Below are 18,102 nucleotides of genomic sequence, written 5' to 3' on the forward strand. Positions count from 1 at the left end.
ATGACATCATTGTAAGTTGATTCGGGCTCAAGGATAACCCACTATTTTGTTATATCGGTCCCCAATTTCAGCAAGACAGTGTACCTATGCGTAAGCGGGCTGCAAACGATTTCGGCATCGAGGAGCAATATGCATTATAATAGGAAAAGGATGCTGCTTTCAGGAGGGACGAGACCGTGCCAAAAATCGAAATCTCGCATAGTAAAAGCGATCACTTCCGCTTCATCAAAAATCCGCAGCTGCTCTTTGCCGGCCAGGTCGTCGACGAGGACTTCTTTTATGGCCCGCCGCAAATCCACGATTTCTGCGAGATCATCTATGTGGTTGAAGGACGCGGAGAATTCACCATAGCAGGTAAAGTATATGAGCTTAACAAAGGCGATGTCGCCATCTATAACCCTGGCATTCCCCATGAGGAGAAATCCATCACGGACGGGCCATTCAAGGTCATCTATTGCGGCGTGGATTCGCTTCACATTGAAGGGGTGCCTCAGGGGATGCTGCTGCCGGCCTATGTCGAGCCGGTCATATCCTGCGAGAAATACGCTTATAAAGTGGAGAGCTATCTTTCCGAGATCCTCCGCGAATGCGATTCGCAGGTACTGGGATATGAAACGCTGAGCACGAACCTGCTGATGTCATTGATTACCGTGATTTATCGCATCGTGGACGTTAAACACCAATTCCAATCCCTGAAGGGCAAGAATGAAATCGCGCTGCGGACCAAGCACTTTATCGACGCCAACTACACCCAGAGCATCAGCCTCAAGGACATCGCCGATACGATGTATGTCAGCCAGCATTATTTATCCCATCTGTTCAAAAAAGAAGTCGGCGATTCCCCCTTCAATTACTTGATATCCCGCCGGATTGAAGAGGCCAAGCGCCTGCTGGCGGATTCCGAAATGCCGGTGCATGAGGTTGCTTCCCAAGTCGGCTACGGCAACGACAAGTATTTCTCGATGTTATTCAAGAAAATTACCGGTCAAACGCCAAGCTCGTTCCGGGAACAGAGCAAAATGGCCGTGGAGTGAAGGAATTTTAGTTTGTTTTCCTTTCAATAAAGCAGGCAGCCGCAATGGTACGGCTGCCTGCTTTATTTATATTACTGTTATATGTCCTTCTATATCGTCAAAAGTATGGAGCATGCTTGATTTTGACGGGGCCGACCGCTTCGATCCTGCTCTGGCATCCGAGACGGTACCCCTCTTCGATTTCTTCCGGATCCAGGCGCCGTTCTTCGGCCAGATTGGGTTCGGACAGATACTCGATTCCCTCCACCACCATGCAGCGGCAGCGCGCACACGTCCCTCTTTTGCAAAAAGAGTTCCAATCCACCTCATTCCGCTCGGCCAAGTCAAGCACCGTTATGCCCAGAACAGGGGCCACGCTGCGCTGAACCTCGCGGCCCGTAAGCTCGATGATCTGGTCCGGCACGGCTTCCATTCTCTCTTCCGCTGCCGGGAGCGACGAATTCTCTCCGCTGTTCCCGCCCTTTTTGTTTTTCCAGAATTTAAACACGCCTTTATCCCCCTATGCATGTAATCATCAGGTTATGTATGAATTCCTTCAATTATTATACTGGAAAGTTTAAAAAATCAACAAGCTTACTCTTATCGATTCTATGACATCATGCAATTGGAACTCTATGAAAATTTTGCTATACTAGCGTATGCTAGAGCAAATTCCATATTCTATGAATATCATTCTATTATTTTATTGGGTTGGAGGGAAACATTAGCATGCTGCATAGACGAATAGGAAAAACAGCCGTCGCTGCCGTTCTTGCCTTATCTCTGCTCGGAACCGCGCCCCATATCGGCCAGGTACACGCTGCGCCTGCCATTTCGGTAACGCTGGATGATGTTGCGCTTACATTCGACGCGGCTCCCAGGATAGACAAAGGGGTCACCTACGTGCCGTTCCGGACGGTCGGTGAAGCGCTGGGCATTCAAATCACTTGGAACAGCAAGACGCAAACGGTGAAGGCCATTGGCAAGGTGAAGGGTCAACCGACGGAAGTGCTGCTTCAAGTCGGGAGCTCGAGCGCAACCGTCAACGGTAAAAAAGTAAAGCTAGCCGCTCCCCCTGTCCAACGGGAAGGCCGCGTTCTGATTCCGCTGAGCTCGTTCAGCAGCCAATTCGGCGTTAATGTCGGCTGGAATCAGGCGACTCGCACGGTTTCCCTCGTGTCGCCGCAGCGCGAAATGCATCTAAGAGCCTTTTACGCTTTGCAATCTTTCCAAGAGCGGGATCTCGTACCATCCATGAATTCAGTCGCCTTCGGCTGGAGCCGCATTGATCGGGAAGGTCAGTTTACGCTTCAAGGCGACGAGTATCGTCTGCCTGCGGCGGCCGGCGACGTGACTCCGCAATCGATTGTTGCGGATGCAGCGGATCGGGAGATTAAACCGTACCTTATGGTTTACGCTTTGGACGGAAACGGCGAATTAACCAAAGTCCTCAGCGACAGCAGCCTTCGCCAAAAGTCCATTGAAGGCATCACGACCGCGGTGGCGGATAACGGATTCGGCGGCGTGGTGCTTGATTTCGAAGGGCTTGGTTTTAAACTGGATGCCGCGAAGCAGCAGAAGCTGCTGAATGATTACGTCAAGCAATTGAAAGCGGCATTGCCCGGCGACATTGCTCTGTCCTTAGCGGTCCCGCCACTGAACAGCGCCTATAAAGGCTATGATTACAAGACGCTGGCCTCCCTTGCCGATGATCTTATCGTCATGGCGTATCAGTACAATCCGGTCGGCACCAAAGCCCAGGTTCCTGAGCCCAACAGTTTGGTGGACCAAGCCATTCAGCAGGCACTTCAGGCAGGCGTTCCTAAGCAGAAGCTCCTGCTCGGCATCAGCTTAAGCAGCGAAACCGCCACATCCGTCGACGATAAGCTCGGCTTGGCCAAACGCTATGATCTGAAAGGTGCCGCCTTCTGGCGTCTGGGCTTGTTCCGTTCCTATAATAATGGCATGGAAGCCGCCGTGAATGCCTCTGTCGTAAAGGAATAATCTAGTGAATCTTTTCGCAGAATCCCAAATTATAATTTTCTCTAAAAAAAGAAAGCCTGACAAGATCATCTCTTGTCAGGCTTTCCGGTTATGTATCGAACTCTAAACTACCTGTTCCAATTAGCTTGCGCTTCCTACCAGTTTGGCATAATTCTCTTGACTCAATACGCGGCGCGCCGTAACATAACGCGGTTCGTAATACGAGTCGCTAAGCTTGCTGATTCTTACGCCCTTGCTGCTGGAAGCATGCGCAAATTGTCCATCTCCAATGTAAACGCCCGCATGGGAAATGCCGCTGCCGCTTGTATTGAAGAATACCAAATCTCCGACTCTCAGGTCCTCGCGATCCACATGAACCCCGGCTTTAGCCTGACTCTGGGATGTGCGTGGAAGATCTACGTCGAAATTTCTAAACATATACAGAATAAATCCGGAGCAATCAAATCCGCTTGTCGTTGTTCCGCCCCATTTATAAGGCGTTCCTACCAATTGCTTCACTTGATGCTGAAAATTCGGTTGTTGATCAGCATAGGCTGATACGGCACCTGAAGAAAAAATAATTGCAGACCCAAGCAATGTGATGACAAACTTCTTCAAAATATGTTCTCTCCTTCGATGCCTACGGAGTTAGCTAAGGGTTCGGTTGAAGGTTCCCTATACTCTCTATGGTACAAGAATAATTCACCCAAGACGGTTCCCCCGTTTTCACAAACGAAATTCGGCAAAATTCATTAACATTTTGTAACCTTCTCTTAATATAGTATACAAGCAAGGATGCTGTCAATAATATCCTAGAAATCTATCACTATATGTTAATCAATGTCGTATGGGCTGAAAATTTTCATGTATTTTCAGTACAGCATCTCACATACTCATGACAATTATGTAACTCTCCATCGAACCTCCGGCGACGTTTTATTAAAGGGCGTGCAACTTTTTGGCAGTTCGGAACGTTTACATATTCAGACAAGAAATCAAAGAGGTGATCCTTCGCTTATGAGTCAAATCACGATGGCTGAAGCTTTGGCAGTCCGGGCAGCAATCAACCGTCTTATGAATCAATTGATGTCGGAACGTTTGAACAACAGCAGCACGATCATTGAAAAAGGGGAAACGGCGGAGTATCCTGCACGCAGCGTGGATGCCATTACGGAAGAGATCGAAGCCGCCGCAGGGGATTACAGAAAGCTGGATCTGCTGATGGCAATCTCCAACACGACGCAGACCATTAGTTGGAACGGCTCCGACATGACCATCATGGAGGCGATCGAGCTCGCCAAACAAATGCGCAGCGATATCGGACAGCTTGCCCATCTCGGCTCCCGCAAGAAGCTGGAGCGCCAGAGCAGCCGGGGAAGCGGAGATGGCGCCGTAACGCTGTTTAACGTGGCCTTATACGATCCGGAAGCTTATCAGGCGCAGGCGCGCAAGAAGGAACGCGAAGTGACCAGGCTCTCCTCACTGATCGAACATGCTAACCATACGAGCATGATTACGTTCGACGCATCAAAATATATGGAATAGCGGAAGCCGCCGGCTCCAAGCCTGCAGGCCGCCTCGCGTGCGGGTTTGGAGCCGGCGGTTACCGTCGGCGGGCGGGAAAGTGCGGGCAACCGCTTATTGTTTGTCGGATACAAACAAACCTAATAGGAAACCAAAAACTCGACTCCAGTGAAAACGGATGACGGCTTACGGTTTACGCCTATCACCTGTCACAAGTTACGGACTTCTCTTACGCAAATAGGATCGCTCCGTTTCCCGCTCTCTTCATGAAATAATCAGAAAGCCGCCCTTGAAGGGCGGCTTTTGTTGCCTTTTCTTTATGAATATATTATTGGAACAAGGCTGCGGCTCCCACCAGGCCAACATCGTCCCGCAGTCCCGCAGGAACGATCTCGTACGTTCCTAGATAGGACGGCATGACCAGCTTATCCGTCATTTCCCGCAGCTGCGGGAATAGGAGCTCCCCTGCTCTGCTCACACCCCCGCCAACCACGATGCGATCGGGGTTGAAGCTGTGAATGACGTTAACCAGTCCAAGCGCCATGTAATAGACGGCGCGATCGATGACCTCTATTGCGACGGGGTCATGAAGACGTTTAGCCTCGAATACATGCCTGGCGTTCACGCCACCATCGGCTGCGGCCAGTTCGGAAATAACGCTGGGTTGGGTAAGCATCCGCTGGGATGCTGCCAGGCCGATGGCCGTTCCTGAAGCAAACACCTCCCAGCAGCCATGGCTGCCGCAATTGCACTGCGGACCGCTGGGATCAATGATATGATGCCCAAGCTCCCCCGCAAAGGAATTGCTGCCCAGAAACAGCTTGCCATCCAGCACGATGCCTGATCCGATGCCTGTGCTGAGCGTCACGTAAACCATATTCGTCGACCCTCGGCCGGCACCTCTTACATATTCGCCCCATGCGGCTGCATTGGCATCATTCAGCACCTGTACTTCCGTATTCAGATCACGTTCCATCCAGGCTTTGAGAGGGACGTTGGTCCATTCCGGCAAATTCGTGCCGTGAATGACAATGCCCTCCCGGCTGTTAACCGTTCCCGGCGAAGCCATGCCTACGCCTCGAAGCGGGTGGCCGCCCGACACGCTGCGAATCATGTTCGTAATTCTAGCGACCACTTCCTCGGCCGTACGCGCTCCGGCTGTCTCCATTTGCTCCCGGTTCAGCAGCTGTCCTTCGGAATCAAAGAGCGCTGCCGCGATCTTCGTACCCCCAAGGTCAACGCCAACCACAAATTCTTGCTGTTTATTCCATTCGGTTTGCAATTTTTGTTCACCTGTTTCCGATAGGTTTGCTACTTCTATTGATGTAAGCTATCAGCCAATGATCGCAGCTCGACCGGATCAATGGGCTTCAGCCCTGATCGGCCATACCGGACAGCTGAGCCGAAATGAACCTCGCTCACGCCGGTCTGGTCGATGAAATCGCGTATGATTTCCCACTTCAGGCCGTTCCCGGCCAATATCTTTAGCCCGCTGCCTGCGGCTTGTTCCACAAGCTCGCGGATCCTTGGGATTGCTTGCGGTGCCGGCTGCGGTCCTCCCGACGTCAAGACGCGGGTGACGGCCGAGTATTTCTGCAACGTACGCAGCCCTTCGAATTGATCCTCCAATTCATCAAAAGCCCGGTGGAATGTCACTTGCATATCGCCCGTCCATTCCAGCATTTGGGCCAAGGCGGCCTCGTCGATCTTTCCTTCCGGAGTCAGCATGCCAAGGACCACGCCAGCCGCACCCGCCCTGCGGATCGCCTTCACCTCCGCAACCATGGTTGCTATATCCAGCGAGTTATACACAAAGGATCTGCTATGGGGCCTTACCATCACATGGACCGGAATCTGAACGGCTTTCACGACCTCTTCCACGAGACCGATGCCCGGCGTGAGCCCGCCTTCGGTGATCGCCGTGATCAATTCCAGACGGTCCGCGCCATTCTTCTCGGCTGTGATGGCATCGTCCACGCATGTTGCGATAATTTCAAGCAGCATGTTCTTCACTCCTTACTGTCGTTGGTTCGCTTATGCAGGGCGAAACTGCTTCTCCACATAGTCCGCCAGCAGCCTGGCTCCATAGCCGGTAGCCCCTGCCGCGGAGTGAGGGAATTCCCGTTTATACTGGACCGTGCCTGCCATATCGATATGCACCCATTTCATGGTCTCCGCAACAAAATGACGGATGAACAACGCAGCCGTTATCGCGCCTGCCAAAGTCGACGTGCCTACATTCCTCAGGTCGGCATAATCGCTTCTGAGCTCGGATTCATACTCGTCCATTAGCGGCATGGGCCATAGGCGCTCTCCGTTGCGCTCCCCGATCTCGACCAAATCGGCCGTTATCTCTTGATCACCCCAAATGCCGGCAATCTCCAAGCCTAATGCCGCACCGACATTGCCGGTAAGAGTAGCGATATCGATCACCTTATCTGCGTTAAGATGGGCTGCGTGCAACAGCGCGTCCGCAATGATCAATCTTCCTTCTCCGTCCGTATTCGCTACCTGAACGCTCAGGCCGTTCGGATAGTGAACGACGGAAGAGGGAAGCATCGCATCCGGCCCCGATAAATTATCCGCTACGGCGATCAATGCCGTAACCCGTACCGGAGCTTTCCGCGACACCAGAATATCCATGGCGCCCACGACGGCGGCTGCGCCGCCCATATCCATGCGGGCATCGCTGATGTCTCGGCCGATCTTAACGTTCATGCCGCCCATATCAAAGGTAACGCCTTTGCCGATAAGCACGATATGAGGGCTTTCCTTCCCGGATTCCGCTCCATTGTAGGAAATCTCGATCATCGCTGGCTCGTATTTGCTGCCGGCACCCACGGCGATCAGTCCGTTCATCTGCCGGTCATGAAGCTCTTGTCCGCGGTATACGTGAAGGTCTACGGGCGCTTTTTTGAAACGATCCTCAACGACCGCAACAAACGCCTCCGGATTTAACGTCTCAGGTGATTCATTCACCAAGTCTCGGGTGAGCTGCGTTCCTTCGATCCGGATTTCCGCCGTCCGGATGATGGCTTCCATATCTTCACGGGAAAGCCCCTCCCAGTCCTCTTGTCGAAGATGAAGGGACAGGGCTTGCAGATTGGCCGTAACCCCGCGATGCTTATTGAATTGATATAATCCGTACAGCCAGCCTTCCAACCACGCTTGGAGTTCTTCCTCCGCCGAAATCCGCGAAGCTGCTCCGACATCGCGGGATGCCGGGCGGATCAGCACTGCGCTTGATTTATTCTCCTTGAGCAGCGCTCTCGCGGCTGAAGCGCCCGTTCTTCTCACCTGCTCCGAAGTCAGGTTAGAACGTGGCCCCATTCCGGCAACGAGATCGTCCGACTCGTGCTCGGAACGTCCATAGAACCAAGTCAGCGTCATGCTTTGCTTCCGGGATTCCGTTACGCGGTAATGAGACTCTTCCCCCTCATAAACCGCATAAATCGAAGTATCTGCCAACTGAACTTCATCGATGGTGATGTTCATATCTAGCCCTTACCTCCTTTTTATGAGAAAATCGATGCCTGTTACGCCTTTTTCATGATTTCTTCGTCATATAAATGGCAAGCCACCTGATGTCCCGGCTCAATCTCACGGTATACAGGCGTAATCTGTTTGCATACTTCCATGCAGGAAGGACAGCGGGTATGGAATCGGCAGCCTGTCGGCGGATTGACCGGGCTCGGCAGATCCCCCTTCAGAATGATCCGTTCCTTCTTCATCTTCGGATCCGGAACCGGCACCGACGACAGCAGCGCTTGAGTGTAAGGATGAAGCGGGCGATCATACAGCGTATCCTTATCGGCCGTCTCCACGAGCGCGCCCAGATACATGACGCCGATCCGGTCGCTGATATGCTCAACCACGCTGAGATCATGGGAGATGAACAGATAGGTCAGGCCGTATTCTTCCTGAAGATCCTGCAGCAGGTTCAATACCTGGGATTGAATGGATACGTCCAGTGCCGATACAGGCTCGTCGGCTACAATCAGATTGGGGCGCACGGACAATGCTCGGGCAATGCCGATGCGCTGGCGCTGCCCGCCGCTGAACTCATGGGCGAAGCGTTCGGCATGGAAGCTGTTCAAACCGACCGTTTCCAACAGCTCGCAAGCCAGTTTATCGCGCTCTTTGGAACTCAGCTTGGTATGAATCAGCAAGGGTTCCGCTACGAGCTCTTTGACTTTCATTCTTGGGTTAAGGGAAGCGTACGGATCCTGAAAGACCATCTGCATGTCTTTGCGCAGCGGACGCATCTGATTTTCGTTGTATCCGCTAATGTCGGTTCCGTTAAAAATCACTTCGCCGCTATTCGGCATCAGCAGGCGGGTCACCAGCCGGCCGGTCGTCGATTTGCCGCAGCCGCTCTCGCCAACCAGGCTGAAGGTCTCGCCCTTATGGATTGCGAAGGAGATGCCATCCACGGCACGGAGCTGCTTGGACGTACCGAAGAACCCTTTTTTCACCGTGAATGATTTCTGCAAGTTTTTTACTTCTAATAAAGGTGTTTCTTTCATGCGGTTTCTCCTCCCTTCGAGTGACCTTCCTGTGTCAGCCAGCAGCGGCTTTTGCGATGTTCTTCATTTACAACGGGGAGAAGCTCTGGCTCCCGGGAGAGGCACTGCTCCATGACAAACGGACACCGCGGAGCAAATTTGCAGCCTTGCGGCATGTTCCGCAGATCCGGCACATTCCCCGGAATGGATTCCAAGCGGCGCACCTTTTGTCTAAGCTTGGGTACCGAATGAATGAGTCCTTTGGTGTAGGGATGCTGCGGGTTCTCAAACAATTCCTCGACCGTCGCCTCTTCGACGACTCGGCCAGCGTACATGACAACCACCCGGTCACACATTTCAGCCACAACGCCGAGGTCATGGGTAATGAGCAGCATGCCCATTTCCTGTTCCGTCTTGAGTCGATTCATCAGATCCAGGATTTGAGCCTGAATCGTAACGTCCAGGGCGGTTGTCGGCTCGTCCGCGATCAGCAGCTTCGGATTGCACGACATGGCCATCGCAATCATGACCCGCTGGCGCATGCCGCCGGACAATTGGTGCGGATAGTCGTCCACGACCTCGTCCGCCCGCGGAATGCCGACGAGTTTGAGCGAATCGATGGCATGCTGCCGCGCTTTCTTGCGGCCGTATCCCAAGTGCAGCATAATCGCTTCCTCCAGCTGCTTTCCGATCCGAAGGACGGGATTCAGCGACGTCATCGGCTCCTGGAAGATCATGGCCAGCTCATTTCCGCGATAGCGGCGCATTTCTTTTTCCGACATTTGCACGAGATCCTTGCCCTCAAAGCTTACCGAGCCCCCGGATATTCGGCCGGGCGTGTCTTTAAGAAGCCTCATGATGGACAGGGAGGTCACGCTTTTGCCGCATCCGGATTCACCCACGAGCCCGAGCACTTCGCCTTTATTGATATGAAAATCCACTCCTGCTACGGCAAGCACCGATGAGCCATCGCGTTTGAATTCGGTTTTGAGACCTTTAACTTCAAGCAATGTTTGCGTCACGATCTATCCCCCCTATTAGTTTTTCGTCTTCGGATCAAGGGCATCATTCAGTCCGTCACCGATCAGGTTGAATGCGAGCACGGTCAGGAATATGAGAAGCCCCGGATAATACACGATATGGGGTGCAATACTCAAGTAATCCCGACCCATGCTGAGCATGGCGCCCCAGTCCGGTTCCGTCGGCTTGGCCCCGAGGCCGAGAAAGCTTAACGAAGAAGCCGCCAGAATGGCGCCGCCGATTCTCATCGATACGTTGACGATAATGCTGGGAACCGTCTCGGGAAAAATATGTTTCCAGATAATCCGGTTATGCTTGGCACCCATGGACCGTGCTGCCTCTACATATAAAGATTCCTTTGCGGAGAGCGTCACGCTTCGAATGATTCTGGCAAACGACGGGGTCCCGAAGACCGCCACCGCAATGACTACATTGGATAAGCCCGGTCCCAGTATCGCCACGATACCGATGGCCAGCAGCAGGTCAGGGAACGAGAACATGACGTCACTGCCCCGCATGATGAGGCGATCCAGCCACCCGCCATAGTACCCGCTGATCAATCCGAGAATCGTGCCCAGCACGGCGGATATAAATACGGCGCTTAAGCTGACCGACATGGTCAACCGTGTACCGTCGATCAAGCGGCTGAGAATGTCGCGGCCGTACTCGTCCGTGCCTGCCCAATGAGCAGCAGACGGGCCTTGCATCATCGCATCATAGTTTGGCTCATTGGGAGGATACGGAACGATATGCGGACCGATCACCGCCAGCACAAGTAGTAACAAAATAAAACCGCTTGATATAACGGCAAGCTTTTGTTTCAAGAATTTAGACGTAAACGCTTTGAATTTGCCAGTTGCCTGACTCTTTGCAAGCATATCCTCCGGTGCGGAGGAATGGACCGTCACTGTTGAATTGTCGCTCATGAGCTCCCCCTCCTATTTCGATGCATACCGGATTTTTGGATTCAGTACACCGTACAATAAATCGACAATCAGGTTAATCAGGATAAATTCGGCTGCGAACAGCAATAGAAGCGCTTGAATCACGGTGTAATCCCGAAACGCGATGGAATCTACCAAGAGACGCCCCATGCCGGGAATACTGAATACCGTCTCGACCATAACCGAGCCGCCCAGCAAAAATCCGAACTGAAGGCCCGCTACGGTCACGACCTGGATCAGGGAGTTGCGCAGCGCATGCCTGCCGACAACGACGAATTCCCGCAAGCCCTTCGCGCGTCCGGTCCGGACATAATCCTCGCGCATCGTTTCGAGCATCGAAGTACGGGAGTATCTTGCCAACATGGACATAATCCCCGCTCCCAGCGTAAAGGAAGGCAAAATATAGGATTGCCAGCTGTCGACGCCCCCTGTAGGGAACCAGCCCAGCTCAACGGAGAAAATTTGAATCAGTACTAGACCAAGCCAGAAACCTGGCAGGGAAATACCCGATATAGCCGTCAGCATCCCGATATAGTCCGGCCATTTGCCGCGATTGACTGCTGATATGATACCAATGATCAGACCAATGACCAATGCCCAGCCGAGGCTGGTAAAGGTCAGGACAATCGTCGGGAAAAAGCGGCTTTCCAACATGTCCGTCACCGGCAAACCGGAAGTAACGGATACACCCAAATCACCCTTCAACAGATCACTCATGTAGTTCACATACTGCTGCCATAGCGGCAAGTTTAAGCCTAGCTGCTCTCGAATCCCGTTGATCTCCTCAAGGGTGGCATCCTTACCTGCAACAAGCCGTGCCGGATCTCCAGGAATCAGGTGAATGAACATAAATACAAGGATGGATACAACGAACAACAGCGGGATTACACCCAGCAGCCTCTGAATTGCATATCTTCCCAAAGGATGTGCCTCCTTTCAACATGCCAGCTTTTAAAATACGATGGGCCGCTTCCTTATTGATTCAAGAGGCGGCCCACCACAAGGTATACGTTTAGCAAGCTCTTCGCTGCCTGATTATTTGACTTCCGCGTTGATCACGCTGATCGATCCGTCCGGAAGGGCCTTCACGCCTTCAAGGTAAGCACGTTTGCCCGTGATGACCTGATCGACTCCGAGGAATGCCCAAGGAGCATCTTCCCAGATTTGTTTTTGGATGTTGGCATAGATTTCTTTGGCATCTTCAGCTTTGACGGATGCGTTAGCATCTTTGATCCATTGGTCAACGTTATCGTTCTTGTAGTAAGCGGTGTTGGAACCCGCTGGCGGGAAGAACTCGCTGCTGAACAGACCTTTTGTCGCACCGTCGGCATCGCCAGACGAAGGAGACCAGCTTACGTACCACATTTGAATTTTTGCGTTTTCCGGCGTAGCCGAGTTAATCTGATCGGACAGGGTTGCACCCTCCATCGACTTCGGTTCAGCTTTGATTCCGACGAGGGCAAGCTGCTGCTGAATAAACTGCATGCCTTTTACCGTTTCGGAATCATTCTCTCCCCAAATCTCAGCTTCGAATCCATCTGGATATCCTGCTTCAGCCAAAAGAGCCTTGGCTTTCTCCGGATCATAATCATAACCGGATTGCTCGGAGTAATGCTGGGTCATCGAGGACATGGAAGAAGTCAGCTTCGAACCCAGTCCGGATTTAACGACTTTAATGTAAGCATCTTTATCGATGGCATAGTTGATCGCTTGACGCACCTTCAGATCGTCGTAAGGCTTCTTCATCGTATTCAGCGTGATATAACGCACGATCGTAGAATCAGTCTTATCGATGACGATATTGGAATCGCCTTCTACTTCGGACACTTGCTCTGTCGGCATAGGATAGATGAAGTCCGCTTCGCCCGTTTTCAGCATCGCGATCCGGGAACCGTTCTCCGGTACCGGTTTGAACGTAATGCTGTCCACCTTCGGAAGTCCTTCTTGCCAGTAATCTTCATTCTTCACAACGACAAGTCGGTCGCCTTGAATCCATTCCTTGAACTTGTAAGCCGCCGTACCTACAGGGTTCTTCGTGATGTCGGCACTTTCCTTAAGTGCTTTCGGGCTGATCATCAGCGCCATGGCCGTTTTGTTCAAGAAAGCGTTGTAAGGCTGGCTAAGGGTGATGACAACGGTGTGTTCATCCGGAGTTTGAACATCGGCTACTGTAGAGAAGCTCTTGCGCATTCTCAGGTTGTTCTTTTCATCCATGATGCGATCCAGGTTGGCTTTTACAGCTTCTGCGTTGAAATCCGTTCCATCATGGAACTTCACGTTCTGGCGCAGATTGAACGTGTAGGTCAGACCGTCTTCGCTGATCTTGTAATCTTCAGCCAGCACAGGAACGAGTTCCATTTTCTCGTTGAAGCCCATCAATCCTTCATACATCGTGCGAGCACCGGAGATGGAGTGCGTGTCTCCGGCATTGTGAGGGTCAAGCGTTATGAAGTTGGCGTTAATCGCAATGACAACATCTTTGTTATCTTTTGTCACCGGCTTGCTCTCGCCGCCGCCTTCACTTGCCCCTTTGCCGCTTCCGCTGTTTCCTCCGCAGCCTGCCGCAACAATCGTAAATGCGAGCAGCAGCATGAGCAGTGACCATGTTCTACCTTTGAATCTCATTGTTTTACTCCCCCTTTGATGTAGTGAATATCTATAGATTCACTCGCCGCTTCGGCATGTAACAGCCTGCCTGCCGCCTTGAGTTCCTCACCGTTTAAGCATTCCATTCATACACGGCGCGCCGTTCACCGACAAGCGTGCCCCCATCGTTGAAAATTGCATTCGGAACCAGCTCATACAACCGGTCAATCGTAGACTGATCGCTGTAGCCGAGACGCTCCAGGATGGAAGCGATGATGCATGGCCATACCTGCTCGGAGCCGTCGGATACTTTAAGCGAAATCGCCAAGCGTTCTTTCCGAAGACCGATGCCGTACACGCCCTTCGCGCCGCCCTTGGCTGTCAGGTTGTGGTCCCGGAGCAAAGCTGAACACACAAATTTGGTGTCTGCAATGATATCCGGATACTCATTCATCAACTTCGCCATTCTGGCAGCTGCTTCTGCAGTCTCTGGATCCTCGATCAAATCCGGGCATGCCAGCTTGAGGAAGGAATACCCGATGCGATCCAGAGGAAGCGCGAAGATGGGAAGTCCGCAGCCGTCAATGCCTTGCGGGATCGAGGAAACCGGAACCTCGGCAAAATAAGCCAGCGTCTCGAGGATCTCTTGCTGAACCGGATGCTCCGGTTTGTAATACGTGCTTTCGTCCCAGCCCATATGCTTGCATAGGGCAATCAAGCCGCTGTGCTTGCCGGAGCAGTTATGGAAAATTCTGCGCTTCTCCTCATGATCGCGATGGCGCTGCGCCTTAGCATCCTCGTTCAATGGATAAGTCGCGCAGCAGTGAAGGTTCTCTTCCCGAATCCCGGTTTTCTTCAGAATGGATTCCAATGCATCAATGTGGAATCGCTCGCCCCGATGGGAGGCGGCAAACAAGGCCGTTTCTTCCCCCGTTAGTCCGTACACTTCGTCAATCCGGCGTTTCATTACCGGAATTGCCTGGAACGGCTTGGCTGCCGATCTTAAAAAGGTCATGTGATGCGGATCGCCCGCTGCGTATACAACCATTCCTTTCTCATCTACGACGCTGATCGCGCCGTAGTGCACGTTCTCCAATACGTTCCCGCGATATTCCTCTACCAATGGCACAAATCCCATGTTCATGCTCCCCCGATCTCCAGATGAATTAATTCAATTGAAAGTAACGATCCTGTGCGACAAGTCCCGACCCGATGATGACCCCATGCTCGTGAAGCTCCGAGCGAACTATCGCAAAGGATTCTTGAAGCGGTTCCCAGATATACTGCGAGTAACACAGGTTGGTGATCTCCTCGTACACTTCGGGAAACTTGTCCAGAAACTCGCCGCTCAAAATGACGCTGTCCGGATTGTACATGCTGACGACGTTGTTGATCGTAATCGCCATATAGGCAAGGGCCCGATCGATCAAATAGCTTGCCCAGCGCGTTCCGGCCCGCCTCTCCGCGAACAGCTCCTCGATCGTGCGAACGGGTTTGATTTTGCTGGCTTCCGACAACAAGGACGGTATATTGATATACGTTTGGAGGCATCCGGCTTTCCCGCAGTCGCACATCATGCCTTCAGGGTCCACGGTCGTGTGACCGATTTCCCCGGCGCTGTTCGTCACCCCGCGGTAAATCTCCCCCTCCAGAATGAGCGCCGATCCGACGCCATTACCGAAGCCCAGGAGCACCGTACGGTTGGAGCCGTAGGCCGAACCCTTGAGCTGCTCCGCCAACGCCTTCACCTTCAGTTCATTGTCCACGACAGCTTGAAGCCCGGTTAGTTCCTTGAGCCTCTCGGCGAGGCTCACATTCTTCCATCCCAGCTGTACCGAAAAATTGACGATGCCGGCGTCGACATCAATGATGCCCGGCAGTCCAACGCCAATGCCGACCACCCGTCTTCGGTCGATATCGCATTCGGCGATCATCTCTTCTATGGTTTCCGCAATCCGGGTCACCGTGACATCTGCCGTTTCATCGGATGATCTTGAAAAGCTTCCGCTGCACAATACGTTACCCTGAACATCAATGAATCCGATATTCGCCTGATGCCGATCCAGCTCGACGCCGATCGAGATGACCGCCGTATCCAGCAGCCTTATTAAGGAAGACTTTCTTCCGCGGCCGGCCGAGGCCTGCTCTTCCGTTTCGTGAACGTATCCTTCCTCCGTCAGCTCCGATACGATCCGGCTGACCGTTGTCGGACTCATGCCCGTCTGTTTGGCAATGACGGCTCTTGAAATCGGCTGTTCATTCTTGATGATTTGAAATACTGTGAGTCTGTTCTGCCGCTTCATAAAGTCTTGATCATGCTTTTTCATGAAGACATCTCCTATTTAATTTCACCAGTAGATTAATTAGATCAATTTTCCAAATAAAAAGATCCGAAATCATCAAAAAACAGTGATTATTATCAGTTTTAATATTTTTATTCTCCAGTGATATTAATAATAAAACGTGTTTTGTAAAAGTGTCAATATATATGACACATTTAAATAAATAATTTTTTGATTCTGGAAATGTAAGCATTTCACTTTTTTACGAAAGAAATTCAATCTCCTGCATACATACAGTTGACCGCCTATCACGCACAACATGACATGAACATGACGTATAACCTCCTAAAATGTAGGTAACAACGTCGTTTCACCCCAATAATAAAGCCACCCGAGAAAAGAATGATTGGAACATTCTTCATCCCGAATGGCTATAAGTGGAGTAAATATATGATATTATTGGTGCTGTCCCAGGTCGTTAAGTGCTTCACTGAATGATCCGCCTAAGACGAATTAAACCACCCGAGAAATTAATTCGAGGGGGCCTCGAAATCCCGGATGGCTTATGTATAGATCGATGCATGAGCGCAGTTCAAGTCGCTCTATTTTGCACGCTATTGATCTTAACCGATTTGTTTTGATACACATAACATATAGATTTAATCGCTCGTAATCCTCATACTTCAATTCTTAATCTTATAATCTTTTAAATCTTTTATCTTTAATCTTAATCTCTTAATCACTTGAATTTCTTATCATTTATCTTTAGTCTTTTAATCTTTCCCACCAGCGGAGGTTTGAGGATAGCCGATCCTTTGGGAGTCCGTTTCTACCCTGTCTAATTCCATTCGGGAAACGGACGGACAACAGAGCGGATAGACTCAAACCGGAGCGCCCGATAGCCGATCCTTTGGGAGTCCGTTTCTCCCCTGCCTATTTCCATTCCGGAAACGGGCGGACAACAGAGCGGATAGACTCAAACCGGAGCACTCGATAGCCTCAAACCGGAGCGCCCGATAGCCTCAAACCCCAGCGCCCTACTTGTTTTTGTAATATTCCACCGCTTTATCGAAATAATGCTTTTCGTCCTCAGGCAGGTCCTCAAAATAGTAAATGGCCGCAACCGGACACGCCGCTTCGCAGGCACCGCAGGAAATGCATATATCGGTGTCGATGTAGAACTGGTCGTCCCCTTCTTCGATGCAATCCACTGGGCAAACGTCAACGCATTCGCCCGCCTTCTCTTCGATACAAGCTGAGCCAATAACATACATCCGTGATTCCACCTTCCCAAGTGTAATAAGAATCTTCTAAATTCTACGATGCGCTATCATAACAAAAAGCCGATTACTCATTCATTGCTTGGTTTCTATACTTTTTATACTAAAATATATCTTAATTATGTGGTTAATCATGCCAGTTGTCAACAAACCGCGAGAGAACAGCCTTGAAAACGGCCATTCCGGTTGACTTATAGAAGGTAAAGACATAAGATGAGACATATTGCTTTTTAACCTTTTTTGTTGCAAAAGAAAGCATTCATCGAGAAACAAGGCGGTGATTATAGTGGATCAAGAAGTTGCATACAGCACCCGCGAGTATATCATGCAAATGTTGAAAATAAATGGTGAACTCAGCACGAAATCCATTACCGAGGCACTGGGCATTACGGGCATGGCCGTCCGACGTCATCTGGAGAGCTTGAAGAATGAAGGGTACATCACGTATCGAACCGTGAAACAGCCGATGGGAAGACCCGTCTCCCTATACAGTCTTACTGAATCTGCAGAGGATTTTTTCCCTAAGAACTATCATTCGCTTGCCCTCGATCTGCTTAACGAGCTCCAGGACGAGGCCGGGGACGAAATGATATCTTTACTGTTCGACAAGCGCAAAGACACGTTGCTGAACAAGTACACGCCGACGGTAAAAGCCGAAACTCTCGAAGATCGGGTCGCAGCCCTTGCCCAGATTCAGAATGACAACGGATATATGGTGGATTACCAAAAAGTCACGGATGAAGAATACGTCCTTGAAGAACTGAACTGCCCGATTTCCCAGGTAGCCAACCGATACCAGCATGCATGCCGCTGCGAGCTTGATCTGTTTCAATCCTTGCTGGGAGCGGATGTGGAACGTACCGAGTGTCTTGCCAAAGGCGATAAGAAATGCGTGTACCGGATCCGTAAACAAGCCGAAGCCAAACAAACATAATATCTGTTATTGCCACTTCAGGCTCCTTCCA

General features: G+C 51.3%; 17 protein-coding genes and 1 riboswitch. Of the genes, 4 read left to right on the forward strand and 13 right to left on the reverse strand.

Annotated features, from left to right (window positions below):
- Positions 1 to 176: 176 nt before the first annotated feature.
- Complete coding sequence (locus M1D70_RS19095; RefSeq protein ID WP_009592112.1) at positions 177 to 1,034, forward strand: AraC family transcriptional regulator; 858 nt, start codon at positions 177 to 179, stop codon at positions 1,032 to 1,034.
- Between the two features lie 97 nt (positions 1,035 to 1,131).
- On the opposite strand, the gene M1D70_RS19100 is transcribed toward M1D70_RS19095, so the two are convergent.
- Entirely contained in the window at positions 1,132 to 1,521 is a 390-nt protein-coding gene (locus tag M1D70_RS19100) for a 2Fe-2S iron-sulfur cluster-binding protein (RefSeq protein ID WP_456287679.1), read from the reverse strand.
- A 221-nt stretch (positions 1,522 to 1,742) separates the two neighbouring features.
- Here M1D70_RS19100 and M1D70_RS19105 point away from each other — a divergent pair, with 221 nt between their 5' ends.
- Positions 1,743 to 3,017 (forward strand): stalk domain-containing protein, encoded by a 1,275-nt coding sequence (locus M1D70_RS19105; RefSeq protein ID WP_009592076.1) that lies wholly within the window; start codon positions 1,743 to 1,745, stop codon positions 3,015 to 3,017.
- Positions 3,018 to 3,137: 120 nt separating this feature from the next.
- Here M1D70_RS19105 and M1D70_RS19110 read toward each other — a convergent pair whose 3' ends face one another.
- Positions 3,138 to 3,614: a C40 family peptidase gene (locus tag M1D70_RS19110; RefSeq protein WP_009592104.1), complete on the reverse strand. Its 477-nt coding sequence runs from the start codon at positions 3,612 to 3,614 to the stop codon at positions 3,138 to 3,140.
- 3 nt (positions 3,615 to 3,617) lie between these two features.
- A riboswitch (cyclic di-AMP (ydaO/yuaA leader) is annotated at positions 3,618 to 3,751 on the reverse strand.
- 262 nt (positions 3,752 to 4,013) lie between these two features.
- On the opposite strand from M1D70_RS19110, the gene M1D70_RS19115 reads away from it, so the two are divergent.
- Positions 4,014 to 4,541 (forward strand): hypothetical protein, encoded by a 528-nt coding sequence (locus M1D70_RS19115; protein ID WP_456287680.1) that lies wholly within the window; start codon positions 4,014 to 4,016, stop codon positions 4,539 to 4,541.
- A gap of 307 nt (positions 4,542 to 4,848) precedes the next feature.
- Here the strand turns inward: M1D70_RS19115 and M1D70_RS19120 are convergent, their stop codons facing one another.
- The 11 genes from M1D70_RS19120 to M1D70_RS19170 form a co-directional block, all read right to left on the reverse strand.
- The gene (locus tag M1D70_RS19120) at positions 4,849 to 5,802 is read right to left on the reverse strand and encodes an ROK family protein (RefSeq protein ID WP_456287681.1); all 954 of its coding nucleotides are present in this window, start codon (positions 5,800 to 5,802) and stop codon (positions 4,849 to 4,851) included.
- A 35-nt stretch (positions 5,803 to 5,837) separates the two neighbouring features.
- Positions 5,838 to 6,524, reverse strand: coding sequence for a copper homeostasis protein CutC (locus M1D70_RS19125; RefSeq protein WP_456287682.1), 687 nt, complete (start codon positions 6,522 to 6,524; stop codon positions 5,838 to 5,840).
- Between the two features lie 30 nt (positions 6,525 to 6,554).
- Complete coding sequence (locus M1D70_RS19130) at positions 6,555 to 8,015, reverse strand: leucyl aminopeptidase family protein (protein ID WP_456287683.1); 1,461 nt, start codon at positions 8,013 to 8,015, stop codon at positions 6,555 to 6,557.
- A 41-nt stretch (positions 8,016 to 8,056) separates the two neighbouring features.
- Positions 8,057 to 9,046: an ABC transporter ATP-binding protein gene (locus M1D70_RS19135; protein ID WP_009592081.1), complete on the reverse strand. Its 990-nt coding sequence runs from the start codon at positions 9,044 to 9,046 to the stop codon at positions 8,057 to 8,059.
- On the reverse strand, positions 9,043 to 10,047 hold the full coding sequence (locus M1D70_RS19140) for an ABC transporter ATP-binding protein (RefSeq protein ID WP_009592109.1): 1,005 nt from the start codon (positions 10,045 to 10,047) through the stop codon (positions 9,043 to 9,045). Before M1D70_RS19140 ends, M1D70_RS19135 begins: the two co-directional genes overlap by 4 nt.
- Positions 10,048 to 10,062: 15 nt before the next feature.
- Positions 10,063 to 10,971, reverse strand: coding sequence for an ABC transporter permease (locus M1D70_RS19145; RefSeq protein WP_009592082.1), 909 nt, complete (start codon positions 10,969 to 10,971; stop codon positions 10,063 to 10,065).
- A 12-nt stretch (positions 10,972 to 10,983) separates the two neighbouring features.
- Positions 10,984 to 11,910: an ABC transporter permease subunit gene (locus tag M1D70_RS19150; protein ID WP_009592113.1), complete on the reverse strand. Its 927-nt coding sequence runs from the start codon at positions 11,908 to 11,910 to the stop codon at positions 10,984 to 10,986.
- Positions 11,911 to 12,024: 114 nt separating this feature from the next.
- The gene (locus M1D70_RS19155; RefSeq protein WP_119847653.1) at positions 12,025 to 13,614 is read right to left on the reverse strand and encodes a glutathione ABC transporter substrate-binding protein; all 1,590 of its coding nucleotides are present in this window, start codon (positions 13,612 to 13,614) and stop codon (positions 12,025 to 12,027) included.
- Positions 13,615 to 13,708: 94 nt separating this feature from the next.
- On the reverse strand, positions 13,709 to 14,713 hold the full coding sequence (locus M1D70_RS19160) for an asparaginase (protein WP_456290466.1): 1,005 nt from the start codon (positions 14,711 to 14,713) through the stop codon (positions 13,709 to 13,711).
- Positions 14,714 to 14,741: 28 nt separating this feature from the next.
- A complete protein-coding gene (locus tag M1D70_RS19165) occupies positions 14,742 to 15,902 on the reverse strand; it encodes an ROK family protein (RefSeq protein WP_456287684.1) in 1,161 nt (386 codons plus the stop codon).
- A 992-nt stretch (positions 15,903 to 16,894) separates the two neighbouring features.
- Positions 16,895 to 17,131: an indolepyruvate ferredoxin oxidoreductase subunit alpha gene (locus M1D70_RS19170; protein ID WP_009592106.1), complete on the reverse strand. Its 237-nt coding sequence runs from the start codon at positions 17,129 to 17,131 to the stop codon at positions 16,895 to 16,897.
- A gap of 292 nt (positions 17,132 to 17,423) precedes the next feature.
- Between M1D70_RS19170 and M1D70_RS19175 the strand changes: the two genes are divergently transcribed.
- A complete protein-coding gene (locus M1D70_RS19175; RefSeq protein WP_456287685.1) occupies positions 17,424 to 18,071 on the forward strand; it encodes a helix-turn-helix transcriptional regulator in 648 nt (215 codons plus the stop codon).
- The last annotated feature ends 31 nt before the right edge of the window (positions 18,072 to 18,102 follow it).

The organism is Paenibacillus sp. AK002, assembly GCF_053903045.1.

Excerpts from the sequence above, each read along its gene's own strand:
- M1D70_RS19105 (WP_009592076.1), top strand. The coding sequence starts at position 1,743 with ATGCTGCATAGACGAATAGGAAAAACAGCCGTCGCTGCCGTTCTTGCC.
- M1D70_RS19115 (WP_456287680.1), top strand. The coding sequence starts at position 4,014 with ATGAGTCAAATCACGATGGCTGAAGCTTTGGCAGTCCGGGCAGCAATC.
- M1D70_RS19125 (WP_456287682.1), bottom strand. The coding sequence starts at position 6,524 with ATGCTGCTTGAAATTATCGCAACATGCGTGGACGATGCCATCACAGCC.
- M1D70_RS19130 (WP_456287683.1), bottom strand. The coding sequence starts at position 8,015 with ATGAACATCACCATCGATGAAGTTCAGTTGGCAGATACTTCGATTTAT.
- M1D70_RS19135 (WP_009592081.1), bottom strand. The coding sequence starts at position 9,046 with ATGAAAGAAACACCTTTATTAGAAGTAAAAAACTTGCAGAAATCATTC.
- M1D70_RS19145 (WP_009592082.1), bottom strand. The coding sequence starts at position 10,971 with ATGAGCGACAATTCAACAGTGACGGTCCATTCCTCCGCACCGGAGGAT.
- M1D70_RS19155 (WP_119847653.1), bottom strand. The coding sequence starts at position 13,614 with ATGAGATTCAAAGGTAGAACATGGTCACTGCTCATGCTGCTGCTCGCA.
- M1D70_RS19160 (WP_456290466.1), bottom strand. The coding sequence starts at position 14,713 with ATGGGATTTGTGCCATTGGTAGAGGAATATCGCGGGAACGTATTGGAG.
- M1D70_RS19165 (WP_456287684.1), bottom strand. The coding sequence starts at position 15,902 with ATGAAAAAGCATGATCAAGACTTTATGAAGCGGCAGAACAGACTCACA.
- M1D70_RS19170 (WP_009592106.1), bottom strand. The coding sequence starts at position 17,131 with ATGTATGTTATTGGCTCAGCTTGTATCGAAGAGAAGGCGGGCGAATGC.